At 71.2% G+C, this 14,298-nt stretch carries 15 protein-coding genes and 1 tRNA gene; 3 read left to right on the forward strand and 13 right to left on the reverse strand.

Features of this window, described 5'->3' with window-relative positions; genetic code table 11:
* Nucleotide 1: 1 nt before the first annotated feature.
* The 9 genes from AB0N82_RS15460 to AB0N82_RS15500 form a co-directional block, all read right to left on the reverse strand.
* Complete coding sequence (locus tag AB0N82_RS15460; protein WP_363392777.1) at nucleotides 2-1,324, reverse strand: homoserine dehydrogenase; 1,323 nt, start codon at nucleotides 1,322-1,324, stop codon at nucleotides 2-4.
* Nucleotides 1,321-2,751 carry a diaminopimelate decarboxylase gene (gene lysA, locus AB0N82_RS15465; RefSeq protein ID WP_363392780.1) on the reverse strand — a complete coding sequence of 477 codons (1,431 nt, stop codon included), beginning with the start codon at nucleotides 2,749-2,751 and terminating at the stop codon, nucleotides 1,321-1,323. Before lysA ends, AB0N82_RS15460 begins: the two co-directional genes overlap by 4 nt.
* Before the next feature lie 173 nt (nucleotides 2,752-2,924).
* Nucleotides 2,925-4,901 carry a M60 family metallopeptidase gene (locus AB0N82_RS15470; RefSeq protein WP_363392783.1) on the reverse strand — a complete coding sequence of 659 codons (1,977 nt, stop codon included), beginning with the start codon at nucleotides 4,899-4,901 and terminating at the stop codon, nucleotides 2,925-2,927.
* A gap of 454 nt (nucleotides 4,902-5,355) precedes the next feature.
* Nucleotides 5,356-6,132 carry a DUF2993 domain-containing protein gene (locus AB0N82_RS15475; RefSeq protein WP_363392786.1) on the reverse strand — a complete coding sequence of 259 codons (777 nt, stop codon included), beginning with the start codon at nucleotides 6,130-6,132 and terminating at the stop codon, nucleotides 5,356-5,358.
* A gap of 3 nt (nucleotides 6,133-6,135) precedes the next feature.
* Entirely contained in the window at nucleotides 6,136-7,800 is a 1,665-nt protein-coding gene (locus tag AB0N82_RS15480) for an arginine--tRNA ligase (protein WP_315993193.1), read from the reverse strand.
* A 76-nt stretch (nucleotides 7,801-7,876) separates the two neighbouring features.
* Complete coding sequence (locus tag AB0N82_RS15485) at nucleotides 7,877-8,686, reverse strand: transglutaminase family protein (protein WP_363392789.1); 810 nt, start codon at nucleotides 8,684-8,686, stop codon at nucleotides 7,877-7,879.
* 78 nt (nucleotides 8,687-8,764) lie between these two features.
* Nucleotides 8,765-9,238 (reverse strand): hypothetical protein, encoded by a 474-nt coding sequence (locus tag AB0N82_RS15490; protein WP_315993195.1) that lies wholly within the window; start codon nucleotides 9,236-9,238, stop codon nucleotides 8,765-8,767.
* Entirely contained in the window at nucleotides 9,235-10,383 is a 1,149-nt protein-coding gene (locus tag AB0N82_RS15495; protein ID WP_363392793.1) for a serine/threonine-protein kinase, read from the reverse strand. The genes AB0N82_RS15490 and AB0N82_RS15495 overlap by 4 nt, the downstream gene beginning before the upstream one ends.
* Nucleotides 10,384-10,416: 33 nt before the next feature.
* Nucleotides 10,417-10,671: a DUF6458 family protein gene (locus AB0N82_RS15500; protein ID WP_108319361.1), complete on the reverse strand. Its 255-nt coding sequence runs from the start codon at nucleotides 10,669-10,671 to the stop codon at nucleotides 10,417-10,419.
* A gap of 172 nt (nucleotides 10,672-10,843) precedes the next feature.
* Between AB0N82_RS15500 and AB0N82_RS15505 the strand changes: the two genes are divergently transcribed.
* Both AB0N82_RS15505 and AB0N82_RS15510 read left to right on the forward strand, forming a co-directional pair.
* Complete coding sequence (locus tag AB0N82_RS15505; protein ID WP_363392796.1) at nucleotides 10,844-11,953, forward strand: hypothetical protein; 1,110 nt, start codon at nucleotides 10,844-10,846, stop codon at nucleotides 11,951-11,953.
* Between the two features lie 170 nt (nucleotides 11,954-12,123).
* Entirely contained in the window at nucleotides 12,124-12,321 is a 198-nt protein-coding gene (locus AB0N82_RS15510; RefSeq protein ID WP_315993198.1) for a DUF2188 domain-containing protein, read from the forward strand.
* A gap of 53 nt (nucleotides 12,322-12,374) precedes the next feature.
* Here AB0N82_RS15510 and AB0N82_RS15515 read toward each other — a convergent pair.
* From AB0N82_RS15515 to AB0N82_RS15525, 3 genes are all read right to left on the reverse strand, one after another.
* Nucleotides 12,375-12,447, reverse strand: a tRNA-Arg gene (locus tag AB0N82_RS15515).
* A gap of 126 nt (nucleotides 12,448-12,573) precedes the next feature.
* On the reverse strand, nucleotides 12,574-12,744 hold the full coding sequence (locus tag AB0N82_RS15520; protein WP_315993199.1) for a hypothetical protein: 171 nt from the start codon (nucleotides 12,742-12,744) through the stop codon (nucleotides 12,574-12,576).
* Nucleotides 12,745-12,824: 80 nt separating this feature from the next.
* On the reverse strand, nucleotides 12,825-13,274 hold the full coding sequence (locus AB0N82_RS15525) for a hypothetical protein (protein ID WP_363392800.1): 450 nt from the start codon (nucleotides 13,272-13,274) through the stop codon (nucleotides 12,825-12,827).
* A gap of 100 nt (nucleotides 13,275-13,374) precedes the next feature.
* Between AB0N82_RS15525 and AB0N82_RS15530 the strand changes: the two genes are divergently transcribed.
* A complete protein-coding gene (locus AB0N82_RS15530; protein ID WP_363392803.1) occupies nucleotides 13,375-13,770 on the forward strand; it encodes a DUF5684 domain-containing protein in 396 nt (131 codons plus the stop codon).
* Nucleotides 13,771-13,825: 55 nt separating this feature from the next.
* Here AB0N82_RS15530 and AB0N82_RS15535 read toward each other — a convergent pair whose 3' ends face one another.
* Nucleotides 13,826-14,128, reverse strand: a complete 303-nt coding sequence (locus AB0N82_RS15535; protein ID WP_363392806.1) for a hypothetical protein — start codon at nucleotides 14,126-14,128, stop codon at nucleotides 13,826-13,828.
* Nucleotides 14,129-14,298: the final 170 nt, after the last annotated feature.

A 14,298-nucleotide genomic window follows, 5' to 3' on the forward strand; every position in this document is an offset into this window, starting at 1 on the left:
GTCAGTTCCCTTCCACGCGCAGCACGGAGACCACGCGCTCGACGACGCCGCTCGCGGCGAGACGCTCGACGGTCTCGCTCAGGTCCTGCTCGCGGGCCTTGTGTGTTCCGATGACCAGCCGGGCGGAACCGCCGGTCTGGGTGTTCTCGTCCGCCTCGATCACGGTCTGCTCGACGGTCGCGATGGACACGCGGCCCTCGCTCAGGATGCCGGCGACGGTCGCCAGCACGCCCGGCTGATCGTCGACCTCGAGCGTGATCTGGTAACGCGTGATGACGTGCCCGATCGGCACGGCCGGCAGGTTCGCGCGCGTGGACTCGCCCACCCCGACGCCTCCGGCGATGTGCCGGCGCGCCGCCGAGACGACGTCGCCGAGCACGGCGGAGGCCGTCTGCACGCCGCCGGCGCCCGCGCCGTAGAACATGAGGTCGCCGGCCGCCTCGGCCTGGACGAAGACGGCGTTGTTGGCGCCGTGGACGCTGGCGAGCGGGTGCGACCGATCGACGAGGGCGGGGTATACGCGCACGGAGATGGACTCCGAGCCGTCGGCGGCCGTCAGACGCTCGCACACGGCGAGCAGCTTGATGACGTACCCCGCGTGACGAGCGGACTCGATCATCGCGGCGTCGACCGAGGTGATGCCCTCTCGGTGCACGGCATCCAGGGGAACCGTCGTGTGGAAGGCCAGGCTCGCGAGGATCGCGGCCTTCTGCGCGGCGTCGTAGCCCTCGACGTCGGCGGTGGGGTCGGCCTCGGCGTACCCGAGCTGCTGCGCCTGGGCCAGGACATCGGCGAAGTCGGCGCCCTCGGTGTCCATGCGGTCGAGGATGTAGTTCGTCGTGCCGTTGACGATGCCCATGATGCGCACGACGCGGTCGCCGGCGAGCGAGTCGCGCAGCGGGCGGATGATCGGGATGGCACCGGCGGCGGCGGCCTCGTAGTACACCTCGGCGCCGACCTGGTCGGCGGCCTCGAAGACCTCGGAGCCGTGGGTCGCGAGCAGCGCCTTGTTGGCGGTGACGACGTCGGCGCCCGAGGCGATCGCGTGCAGCACCTGCGTGCGGGCCGGCTCGATCCCGCCCATGAGTTCGATCACGATGTCGCTGCCGACGATGAGGGTCTCGGCATCCGTCGTGAAGAGCTCGCGCGGGAGGTCGGCGTCGCGCTTGGAGTCGACGTTGCGCACGGCGATGCCGGCGAGTTCGAGCTTGGCGCCCGCGCGGTCGGCGAGCTCGTCGCCGTGCTTGAGCAGCAGGTCGGCGACCTGCGAGCCGACGGCGCCGGCGCCGAGGAGCGCCACGCGGAGCGTGCGGTAGTCGGTCATGCGGTGTCTCCGTGGGGTGTTGCGGTGGGGGCGGATGCCGGGATGCCGGCGTCGCGCGAGAGCAGATCGTCGATGGTCTCCCCGCGCACGATCACGCGGGCCTGTCCCCCGCGCACCGCGACGACGGGCGGGCGGGGCGTGTAGTTGTAGTTGCTCGCGAGCGAGAAGCAGTAGGCGCCGGTGGCGGGCACGGCCAGCAGGTCGCCCGGTGTGACGTCGGCGGGGAGGTACTCGGCATCCACGACGATGTCACCCGACTCGCAGTGGTGGCCGACGACGCGCGAGAGCGCCGGGGTCTCGGAGCTCGTGCGCGAGACGATGCGCGCGGAGAAATCGGCGCCGTAGAGAGCGGGGCGGGCGTTGTCGCTCATTCCGCCGTCGACGCTGACGTAGGTGCGCTCGAGGTCCTCGGCGGCCGTGACCGTCTTGACCGTCCCGACCTCGTACAGCGTCACCCCGGCCTGGCCGACGATGACACGACCGGGCTCGGTGGCGACGTCGGGCATCGGGATGCCGCGCACGGCGCACTCGTCGGCGATGGCGTCCAGGATGCCGTCGGCGATCTCCTCGATGGGCTTCGGGTCGTCGACCGAGGTGTAGGAGATGCCGAAGCCGCCGCCGACGTTGAGGAGGGGGATCTCTCCCCCGGCCAGCAGGTCGGCGTGCAGGTCGACCAGGCGTGCGGCCGATTCGCGGAATCCGGACGAGTCGAAGATCTGCGAGCCGATGTGGGCGTGCAGGCCGACGAAGCGCAGGCTGGTGAGCTCGCGGATGCGCGCGACGGCCTCGGCCGCGCCGTCGAGCGAAAAGCCGAACTTCTGGTCTTCGTGCGCGGTCGCGAGGAACGCGTGGGTCTCGGCGTGCACGCCGGTGCGAACGCGTACGAGCACGGACTGCACGGCGCCGCGGCGCTCGGCGATCGCGGCCAGGCGCTCGATCTCGATGGGGCTGTCGACGACGACCGAGCCGATGCCGACCTCGACCGCGCGCTCCAGCTCGCGCACGCTCTTGTTGTTGCCGTGGAAGCCGAGGCGCGCGGGGGCTGCTCCCCCGGCGAGGGCGACCTCGAGCTCGCCGCGCGTGCACACGTCGACGGAGAGTCCCTCGTCGACGACCCACCGCACGACCTCGGTCGACAGGAACGCCTTTCCGGCGTAGTAGACGCGAGCCCGGATCCCGTGACGCGCCGCCGCCGAGTCGAACGCGGCGCGGGCGCGGCGGGCGTGCTCGCGCACCTCGTCCTCGTCGAGGACGTACAGCGGGGTGCCGAAGCGGTCACGCAGATCGAAGACGGAGACGCCTCCGATCTCGACGGAGCCGTCGTCGACGCGACGAGCGGACGCGGGCCAGACGGGGGCGACGAGCTCGTTCGCTTCGGCCGGAGTGGTGAGCCACTCGGGCACGAGCGCGGAGTGCGAGGCGGACACAGAGGGACCAATCGGGTTTTGCGGCGACGCGACGGCCGCGGATCACGGCTGCCACCCCCGCGGAGAGTCACGCGGCGGGCAGCCCGATCAGTCTAGGGCACCGCGTATGCCGCTCCCTTCCCGTGTCCGGTGGCGCCGCCCCGCGTCCGCAGCCGCCGGGCTCCGGGCGGCCGTCAGACCACGAACCGCCCCCCGCGGATGGTCAGCGTCTGAGGCGTCTTGGACAGGGACCCGGTCTGCACGCTGTCCGCGTAGACGCGCACCCGGGAGGGCTCCGCGGCGGTGACGAGGAGCCGGTACCCGTTCGACACCGACATGCCGTCGAGCGCCGTCACGACCTTGTCGTGGGTGTCGTCTCCGTTCACGGTCACCGTGACGAGCGTCCGGCCCCGCGCGTTCTGCAGAGCGACCTGGTAGTACGGCTTCCCCTTGAAGTAGTAGTCGTGCGGGGCGACACCGGTCGAGGTGACCACGAGGCGCTTCCCGTCTCGGCTCATGCCGATCCATCCGGAACGGACGTCGTAGATGCCCACGAATCCGAGCGCCGAGGTGACGGTGACCGGAACCGTCCGCGTCAGCGCCTCCTGCGTGGCATCCGATGACTGGAGGATCGCGAGAAGCCGCCCCTCCATCGAACCGACGTTGATCGCGACGGACTCGCGCGCGACGAGGGTGCTCGTCGACCCGGCGAGCGTCGACAGACCGGTCACCTCGCCTGACGAGGCCGTGCGGTCGCCCAGGTACAGGCTCACGTTCTCCGCCGTCAGCGTGCCGATGGGGAGGTCGTACCCCGCGTCCCGCTCGCGGTGCGCGTCTCGGGAGTCGATGGCGGTCCAGATCTGGTTCTGCAGCGCGGGATGCGCGCTCAACGTCGTCAGAACCGCTGACGTGATCGGAACGCCCCACGCGGTGAAGAACGGGCCGAGGTCGCGCTCGGCCACCTGGGAGGCCACCTGGGCGAAGAGGTCCTTCTTGTCCTGGTCGGAAGAGGGCATCGACAGCCCGCGGATCCGTCGGACGCGGTACGCCTGATCGACCGCCGGATAGAACCCCTCGCCGAAGGACTGCCGGAGCTGATCGAAGAGGAAGAGCGGATAGAACGGATCCTCGTCCGTCAGCTGCGCGAAGCTCCGGTCCCCGACGGCCTGGGCGAAGTACCGCGCGATCCGGTCCTCGGCCTCGGGCCACTCGTCCAGACGGTGGTGGCCGGTATGACGCTGTTGGAGGGCGAGCGAGGAGATGTTGACCGTCACCTCACCCAGTCCGCTCCACGTGTACGACGGGGTCTGGAACGTGTGTCCGACCTCGTGCCAGATGCCCCACGAGTCGGAGTCGGCGAGCAGCGCCTCACTGGCACCCGTGTCGACCTGGAAGCACAGCCACTGACTCGTCGCGAAGGCCCACCCCGCCCCGCTGTCCGCTCCGCTGAAATACACGCGACCGGCGTGCTTGCGTCCGACCCCGACCGCGGCATAGCTCAACCCGTAGACGTCGCAGGTCGACGAGAGCACCCGATCGAGCCGCGCCACGGTGTCGGCGGGATCCCATGCGACGTTCCGGGCGGCCATGTCGTCGATCACCCGTCGCTGGACGTCGACGAACACCCGGTCGCCGACGAGCGTGACGACGGGTACCGACGACGCGGCCAGTCGGGAGGCGAACTCAGCCGATGTCGTCCGGTCCTTCACCCACGCGGGCTGCGCGGAGCCGCCCGACACCGTCAGCTCCACAGCCTGGCTGTCGGAGTGATTGATGACGTAGACGATTCCGTCCTGGGCGGCGGTGATGCTCTGACTTCCCGTCGTCAACGTCGTGACGGAGAGATCGGTGCCCGTGCCGCCGTTGAACGCCTTCCAGGGCCCGCGCGCGCCGATCGCCAGAGACAGGGTCGCCGGGGCCCCGTCCGGCACCTCCACCTGGAGCACCTGCTTCGGCCGCACGTGTCGTCCGGTGGGTTGCAGATCGCTGTGTGCGAAGCCCCGGTTCTCGACGGTCGCGATGTCGTCCTGATACCCGTGCGCGAGCGCGAGGACGCGGGTCGAGGCGCCCGTCTCGTCGTGCCGGATGACGGTCGCCTCCCGCACCTCGAGCGCCGTGCTGGTCGCCCCGAGGACGTGGATGCCGTGATGCCGAGGCTCCGGGGGCGGCATCGGTGCGCACGCGCACCGACGTCGTGTACGCGCCCGAGGAGTCCGTGACGCCCGTCGGTCGTTCGATGATCGCGCGGGCGGGGTCGTCCAGCGAGAGGGACACGGCGTCGCCGGCGCGAGGCCGTCCATCGGCTTCGATACTCGTGACCCTCACGGTCGCCGTCTCATCGGGGTAGGCGGCCGCGCGGGACGACGTCAGCGTCACGCGGTCGGTCCGGCTCGCCGCCGCGTGCGCAGGCAGTGCCGCGCTCACGCTCAGAACGGGAATCGTCCACGCGCCTGCGGTGAGAACCCTGCGACGTGACACCGCGGACATGCCGACCTCCCCATGACGCGCCGCGGTCGCGGCATCCGTCCGTCGACCCCGACCATAGGCAGGCTCACGCCGGTCGGCGGTCGCGCTCACCGACGCGGAGGACGGGTGACGCGGTCGGTGATCGCGATGCGCGGCCGGTCAGCTGCAGGAGCCGTCGGCCTGCAGCGCGGGGTCGTCGAGGATGCCGCCCGCGAGGTCGAAGGCGGCCACGAGGCTCTGACCCTGCACCGTCGCGGAGGTCAGCGTGAGGCCGGCCGGGAGGCGATCGGCGATGCACAGGCTCTGCGGGCCGAGGACCGCGTCGGCCACGCCGCCGAACTGCGCGCGCAGCGTGTCGGCGTCGATGGTGTTGCCGCCGAGTTCGAACGACGTCGGGGTGAGGGTCAGGTCACCGGACGCTGCGCCCGGGGTGACCGAGACGCCCACGGGGATGCCGACGCCGAAGAGCGACAGCTCGTTCGTGAAGGTGAGATCGGGGGCGGCCATCGCCACCGTGCCCGACGGGAAATCGGGGATCTGCGCGAGCAGCGCCCGCAACTGCTCCTCATTGAGACGCACCGAGGCCGATCCTCCGTCGGCAGGACCCTCACCCGACACCGGCACGCCCTGCATCTCCACGAGGACGTCACCGGTGATGGGGCCCAAGGTCACGTCGTCCGAGCTGACCGTGACGTCGTCGAGGCGCCCTGCGATCAGCTGCGGGAGCACGATTCCGCTCACCGACACGTCGAGGTTCTGGTCGTCGGCCAGGCCGACGTTCTTCACGACCAGCGAGCGGACCGTGTTCGTCACGAGGGAGCGTGCGATGAACTCGGCGGCCACCACGGCACCCGCCAGCAGCACGACGACCACGAGGAGGATCGCGATCCATCGACCTGAACGGCGGCGGGGGGCCACGGCATCCGCGTCCGTCATGGACTACATCCGCTCCGGAGCGCCGACGCCGAGCAGCGTGAGGCCGTTGCGGAGCACCTGACCGGTGGCGTCGTTGAGCCACAGGCGCGTGCGGTGCACCGACTCGACCGGGGCGTCACCGAGCGGGATGACGCGGCAGTTGTCGTACCACCGGTGGTACAGGCCGGCGAGCTCTTCGAGGTAGCGCGCGACGCGGTGCGGCTCGCGCACCTCGGCGGCGAACGCGACGACCCGGGGATACTCCTGCAGGGCACCGAGAAGCGCCGACTCGGTCTCGTGATCGAGAAGCTCCGGGGCGAACTCCGAGCGGTCGACACCCGAGTCGGCGGCGTTGCGTGCGACGTTGTGCGTGCGCGCGTGGGCGTACTGCACGTAGAAGACCGGGTTGTCGTTGGTGCGCTTCTGCAGGATCTCGGGGTCGAGCGTCAGCGGCGAGTCGGCCGGATACCGTGCGAGCGAGTAGCGCAGCGCGTCGGTGCCGAGCCACTGCTGCAGGTCGTCGAGCTCGATGATGTTGCCCGCGCGCTTGGACAGCTTGGCACCGTTGATCGACACGAGCTGTCCGATGAGCACCTCGATGTCCTTCTCGGGGTCGTCGCCCGCGGCGCCGGCGAGAGCCTTGAGACGGTGGACGTAGCCGTGGTGATCGGCGCCGAGGAGGTAGATCTTGTGCGCGAAGCCGCGGTCGCCCTTGTTGAGGTAGTAGGCGGCATCGGCGGCGAAGTACGTGTACTCCCCGTTGGAGCGACGGATGACGCGGTCTTTGTCGTCGCCGAAATCGGTGGTGCGCACCCAGACGGCGCCCTCGTCGTCGAAGACATGGCCCTGTTCGCGCAGACGGTCGACCGCCTCGTCGACGAGACTCGGCTGCGCATCGACGTGCGCGTGCAGCGTGCGCTCGGAGAACCAGACGTCGAAGTGGACGTTGAAGCGCTCGAGAGAGGCCTGGATCTCGCCCAGCTGGAAGCGATAGGCCAGTTCGGTGGCGACGGCCACCTGCTCGGCGCGATCGAGATCGCGCAGGTCGGGGCGCTCCGCCAGCACCCGCTCGGCGAGCGCTCCGATGTACGCGCCCCCGTATCCGTCGTCGGGGGTCGGCTCGCCGTGCGCCGCGGCCACGACGGAGCGGCCGAAGCGCTCCATCTGGGCGCCGGCGTCGTTGATGTAGAACTCGCGGACGAGCGTCGCACCGCTCGCGAGCAGCACGCGGGCGATGGCATCGCCGAGAGCCGCCCACCGGGTGTGGCCGATGTGCAGGGGTCCGGTCGGGTTCGCGCTGACGAACTCGAGGTTGATGGTGTTCCCGCGCTGGGAGTCGTTCGTTCCGAACGCGGCGCCCTGCTCGACGATGACCTTCGCGAGCGCGCCGGCGGCAGCGGCATCCAGTCGGATGTTGATGAAGCCGGGGCCGGCGACCTCGACGCTCGCGACGCCGTCGACCGCCTCGAGACCGGCGGCGATCTCCGCGGCGAACTCGCGCGGGTTCGCTCCGACGACCTTCGACAGCTTGAGCGCCGCGTTGGACGCCCAGTCGCCGTGGTCGCGGTTCTTCGGCCGCTCCAGCGGGAGGTCGGCGGCGGTGATCCCCGCCGAGGAGCCCTCTCGTCGCGCCTCGGCGAGCGGGGCGATGACGGCGAGGAGGGCTGCGGAGAGGGCTGCGGGATCCATAACCCTGCAAGTCTAGGCGGAGCGGGGCGGGACCCCCTCCGTGACGACGAACCGCCGGAGGCGACCGCGGAGCGCGTCAGCCGATCTGCACCAGCGCGGCGTGGTCGTCGGGGGTCGTGGCATCCGGGGTCTCGTCGTCGAAGACCGCGTCGACGTGCAGGCGTTCCAGCCCCACGTATCCCCCGTGGTAGCTGAGGAAGGCGCAGTCGGCGGCGTCGCGCCCCGTCGCGATGCGGACGAGCGAGCGGCGATCCGCGAGACGGGTCGCGTCGACGACGTACCAGGCGCCGTCGATGTAGGCCTCGGCGACGGCGTGGAAGTCCATCGGCTCGAGGCCGGGGGCGTAGCACGCGGCATACCGCGCCGGCATGTCCATCGCCCGCAGGAGCGCGATGACGACGTGGGCGTAGTCGCGGCACACGCCCTGGCCGGTCATGAGCGTCGTGACCGCGCTGTCGGTGCCGAGGCTCAGGCCCGGGGTGTAGGTGACGGTGGATGCCACGAACGACGACACCGCGGTCAGCAGCTCTTCACCGGAGAGCCCGCGGAACTGGCGACGTGCCTGCGAGAACACCTCGTCGGACTGGCAGTAGCGGCTCGGGCGCAGGTAGGTGATGGTCTCGAGGTCGCTCGTGCGGGGGCTCTGCGCGGGACCGGCGACGACGGCGTCGTACCGCACCGTCAGGGGGCCCTGCTCGCCGGTGACGCGGTGAAGGCGGCTGCCGGACTGGTCGACGATCTCGGTGGGCGTGTACACGCGATCACCCTGCGAGAACGTCAGGTCCTCGCTCAGCAGAGGGACCCCCTGGGCGGCGGAGATCTGGAAGATGAGGTCGACGGATGCCCCGAGATCGAGGTCCAGTTCAGCGGTCACGCGGCGCGGCACCGGGCAATCCTCGCACGGCGCGCGGGCGTGGGGGCCATCCCCGCGCACCTGTTCCGCGACACGCCGCCGCCGGCATGCTCACCCGTCCTTCTTGCCCGGCCCCTTGCCGTTCCCCGGCCCCTTCTCGTCGCCCGGCTTCTTGTCGGACGGGCCCCCGCCGTTCCCGCCTCCGCCGGTGTCATCCGTGCCGTCGTCGACGACGTCCTGCTGGTCGTCGGGTGCGGGCTCGGTCGTCTGCGCAGGCTCGGGCTCGGGCGTGGGTGTGGGGGTGGGGACCAGACCGGTGAGATCGGCACGGACCGTCGCGATGCGCGTCAGGATGGCGTCCGCCTCCTCGGCCGTGATCTCCCCCGCGTCGCGGCGGGCGGTGACCTCGGCCTCGAGCGCGTCGAGGCTCGCGAGCGCCGAGGCGTAGTCGCCGGCCGACGCCTGCTCCGCGATCGTCTGCACGTTCTGCTGCCACGCGGTGGGCGCGGCGGGCGGGGTGCAGCCGGCGAGGGCCAGGGCTGCGGCCACGGCCACGACGCCGGCGAGGGAAGCGCGACGGATCATTCCCCGACCTCCTTCCACAGGTCGTCGACGTGCTGATCGAGCGGCTGGGGCAGTGCGGGCAGATCGGGCTCGGGGGCTCCCCCGGCTCCGGCTGCCACGGCGGCGGTCACTCCCCCCGTGGCGAGGACGGCGGCGACGACGGATGCCACCACCACAGCACGTCGAGACGGACGACGCCGCGAACGGGGCACCGGGGATCCCCCCGGCGTCGAGGCGTCGAAGACGCGCGTCGGGGCGGTGGCTCCGGACACCGCCGGCATACGCGCGGTCGTTCCCCCTCCCGGGGCGGGCACCGCCACGTTCGACAACGTGCGCAGCGCGACGATGACGCCCGCGGCATCCGGTCGTTCGGCGGGGTCGATGGCCGTCATCCGCTCGAGCACGTCCCGCCACCCGGAGGGGATGTGCGCGGGGATCTCAGGCGGGGAGACGAGCCGGGCGGCGAGCGCTTCATGCGGGGTGCGGGAGCCGAACGGGCGTGAACCGGTCAGGGCCTCCAGCAGCACGAGTCCGAGCGCGTACACGTCGCTCGGGGGTGCGGCCGGCATCCCGCGCGCCTGTTCGGGGCTCAGGTAAGCGGCCGTTCCGATCACGGTGTCGGCCCGTGTCACGCGGGTGGCCCCGACGAGCGAGGCGATGCCGAAGTCGGCGAGAGTCGCCCGCGGGGTCTCCCCCGTGTGCGCGGCGGGTCGCATCAGGATGTTCGACGGCTTCACGTCGCGGTGCACGATCCCTCGGCCGTGGATCACGGCGAACGCCTCCGCGACCTCGCGCCCCACGCGCGCGGCCTCGGGCCCGCCGAGACGACCCCGCGCGATGAGGTCGGTGAGCGTCGGGCCCGCGATCAGCTCCATCGCCAGATAGGCGGGCGTCGCGTCGAGCCGTGCGTCATAGAGGGTGACGAGCGACGGATGCGAGAGCGAGGCGAGCAGGCGGATCTCCGACCGGACGCGGGCGACGTCGGAGGGATCGGCACCGTCCCCGTCGATGACCTTGATGGCGAGGGTGCGCTCGAGAGCGGTATCGACCGCCTCGTACACGCGCGCGTAACCGCCCCGGCCGAGCAGACGGCCGAGGCGGTAGCGTCCGTCGAACAGGTCGCCCGCGGGCGAGTCGTCGGCGACGGTGCGCGTCGGTTCGGTCATGGGTGTACCTCCGGGGTGGCGACCCCGGGGGACTCAGACGAGGTCGTCGTTGGACGAGCGCGTGGTCGAGCGGGTGACCTGGGCGCCCCCCACTCCTTCGGTGCGGGTGACCGTATCGGTTTGCCGACGACGCACGAGCAGCACGACGCCGATCAGGAACACGACGACGCCGGCTCCCATCATGATGTAGCCGACCATGCTCAAGCTGACGTAGTCGTTGGGCAGGTTCACGGCGAAGGCGAGGATGGCGCCGATGACGAACAGCGCGATGCCGGCTCCGATGCTCATGGCAGATCCTTTCGACGGAAGGTCTCAGCATCCCAACCGTCCGCGAAAGAGCGGCAGGTCTTGACAAGAGGTCGGAACGGGCGATGCCCGATCCGGTGGACGCGTCTTTCACCCGCCCCCGACGCGGTGCCGCGACCCGCGACCATCCCGCGCCCCGGGAGACTGACCGACGATGTCCCGCGAACAGCCCCTCCCGAGTCGTACCGGCGAAGCCGATCATCTGCATGTCGACGCCCTCGGGGTGACCGTGCGCATCGACCTCGACGGCGTGCCCCCCGCCGACCGCGTCTCGATCGGAGAAGCCTGGTCCGGGGCCCGGCACGACGAAGCCACGCTCGCTGCGGCGATCGTCTCCCCGCGCCCGCGCTTCCTCTCCGACGAGACCATGTCCGACCTGTCGACCCAGGTGACGCTCTCCGCCCTCTCCGCGCGGCGTGGAGACCTGTGGCTCGTCCATGCCGGCGCCATCGCCGACGACGACGGACGCGTCGTGCTGTTCTCGGGTCGGTCGGGGATGGGCAAGACCACCCTCATGTCGAGCCTCGCGCGCGACTACGCCTACGTGAGCGACGAGAGCGTCGGCGTCGCACCGGACGGGAGCGTCCTGCCCTACCGCAAACCTCTGTCGATCGTCGACGGCGCCGGCCGCGCCAAGAAGCAGGTGTCGCCCCGCGGTCTCGGTCTGCGCGATCTTCCGCCCACCCCGCTCCGCCTGCACGCCGTCGTGGTGCTCGATCGTCAGCCGCGGAGCACCCAGGCCGCCCTCGAGCCCCTCGACATCGCGGATGCCGTGGCAGCGATCGCGCCGCAGTGCAGTTATCTCGCCGATTTGCCGCGTCCCTTGGAGACGCTGATCGGCCACGTCAGCGCGGTCGGCGGAGCGCTGCGTCTGCGCTACGCGGAAGCCGCGGACGTGCTTCCCCTCATCCGCGATCTGTTCGCCGCGCCACGGCCGGCGTCACGCGAGCCGATCGTCTCGCAACGCGCCGAGGCCACCCGAGGCGCGAGCGGCTTCACCCGCACGCCCGTGGTGGATGCCGTGGCTCTCTCGGGCGCGCGTCTCGCGCTGCTGCGCCGCGCACCGGACGACGAGACGACGATCCACCTCGTCGACGGGATCGGACCGGTGCTCTGGCGGGCAGCCGACGGCGCCTCGTTCGACGACCTCGTGGCTGCCGCGGTGCACGCGCACGGCGAACCGCGCGGCGGAGACGCCGGAGATGCCGTCCGTGCCGCCCTGACGGCGCTGTGCGACGCCGGGCTGATCGCCGAGCGCCCCTGACGACGACGCCGCGACGCCGTGCCGGGCCTCCGCCGCCCGGGCATGGCCGCATCCGCGGACACCGCCTCGGGAGGTGACGTGAGGGGTGAAAGACCCTGTCGCCCGCCCGCCCGCCCCTTCACGTGTCAACCCCGCACCGCGCGAAGAACGACCGGTGTCTGCTGGATGCCATGAGCCAGAACGACGTGACGACCAGATCGAACCGGGGCCAGTGGGAGAACGCGGTGGAGGGCCGACCCGAGCTGTCGGCGAGCTTCTCCAGCAAGGAGGAAGCCGTCGACCAGGGGCGCGCCACCGCCGACGAACTCGGCTCGCGGCACCTCGTCGAGGACGCCGAGCCGACCGGCGCGCCGACCGACGAGGGCTGACGGCCCCGGAAATCAGAAAGGCCGCGGTCATCGACCGCGGCCTTCGTCACATGTGCCCCCGACAGGAATCGAACCTGCGACCTTTGGTACCGGAAACCAACGCTCTATCCCCTGAGCTACGGAGGCGGACCGGTCCAGGCTATCACCGCACCGGCGGCGGTCCCGACGGCCGGGCGTCGCTGCAGGCACGGCTCCGCGGGCACGGCCACGGACCGACGACGCGGAGCACGACGCCGATCCGTGGCATCCGGATCACTCGTCGCCGATGACGCCGATGCCGCTCGCCTGGTGATCGGCGTTCGGGTCGTCGGCGGACGGTGCCTTCGAGGCCTCGTCGACGTCGTTCTCCTGGCTCGGCTTGACCGTGGGGTCGTCTCCGAGGTCGGACGCGTCGTCGGCCGGGGTGTGCTGCGGGTCGCTCATGGTGTTCCCTTCGTCGAGATCACCAGCGTCGCAACCCGCCCCGGCCCGGCGCACCGGGTTGACCGGGGTGGCGCGTCGGCCTAGTGCCGGAACATCCCCCGGACCCGTCGGGAGATCGGAAGGTGAAGCAGCACCTCGCGCCCGTCGACATCGACGGTGACGACCGACCCGCCCAGCCCTCGACCGGGCACGGGGGCGACGTCGGAGCGCACGTAGGCCTCCGCCACGTCCACGTAGACGGCGAGCAACTGCGCGCTCTGGTCCTTCGACGACGACGCGTCGACGAGCTGCATGCGGTGACCCGTGTCGGTCTCGACCGAGAACCACCGCGAGCCGGGGGTCGATACGAGCGCCCACCGCGGCCCGCGCGAGAAGCGGGCCCATGCGGCGCCGTCGCGCAGCTCGGTGGCGACGTCGAGATCGGCCTGGGCCACGACGAGGACCTCCAGCATCGCGAGCGCCTCGGCGGCCGTGACGTAATCGGCGCGGTCGGCGCTCAGCCCGCCCCACTCGAACTTGCGCTCGCCCATTCGGCCGCCTCCTCGTTGAGAGCGTAAACCCGCCCGACCATGGCGTGCCGTGCGGGCGGCCAACCTGAGCGTCGGCTGGGAGAACCCCTACGATGAGCGCATGCTGACCTCCTCGCCCTCGTCTATCACCGACCAGACGTCGATCTTCGCGCTGAGCGCCACGAACTCTCTGATCGCCCTCGCGATCTACGTCCTCATGGTGGTCGCGCTGTGGCGCGTCTTCGCCAAAGCCGGGCACGCCGGGTGGCTCGCGATCATCCCGATCGTCAACCTCGTCGTCATGGTGCGCATCGCCGGCTTCTCGGGGTGGTTGACCCTGCTCTACCTCGTGCCGATCGTGAACCTCGTCTTCCACGTGATCGTGCACATCCGCGTGGGCCGGGCATTCGGCCACGGGTGGGTGTTCTCGCTGTTCCTGCTGGTGATCTTCTACGTCATCGGATATCTCGTCATCGGCTTCAGCGACGACAAGTACCGTCCCGAGCGCCTGGCCTGACAGGACCGGCCTCCGCGGACCGGCCCGAGCCGAACGGCTCGACCGGCGCGCAGGCTCAGGCGAAGCGCAGGCGGTCGTCCGGGTGAAGGCTGCGCAACGGCACCGATCCATCGGCGATCGCTCGCAGAGCGCGAGGACTGACCTCCAGCTCCGCCGACACGCGTTCCACTCCCGCCCCCGACGACAATGCGCTGCGCAGCGCCGCTTCGGCGGCATGGGCGGCCTCGGCGACGTCGTCGGCTGAGCTGCGCACGAAGGCGGCGAGCTGCGCCTGCGCATGACGGATACTCCGGCGCTGACGTTCTCGACCGTCGGGGGCGTCGGTCGTCGGGGCGATTCGCAGCTGGTCGGGCGACATGATCTCCACTCCGGGGGGAAGCGTCCGGCTCGCGCGGCTGCGAGCACTCCTCCAGCCTCACCGACGGCCGGTCGTCGCACATCATCCCTGAGGACTATTTCCCGACGGTGAACGGAGGATGCCACAATCGCACGGTCGGGATCGTGGCATCCGGTGCCGTCGCCGTCCAC

It is taken from the genome of Microbacterium sp. NPDC089186 (assembly GCF_040685115.1).
GTDB lineage: Bacteria > Actinomycetota > Actinomycetes > Actinomycetales > Microbacteriaceae > Microbacterium > Microbacterium galbum.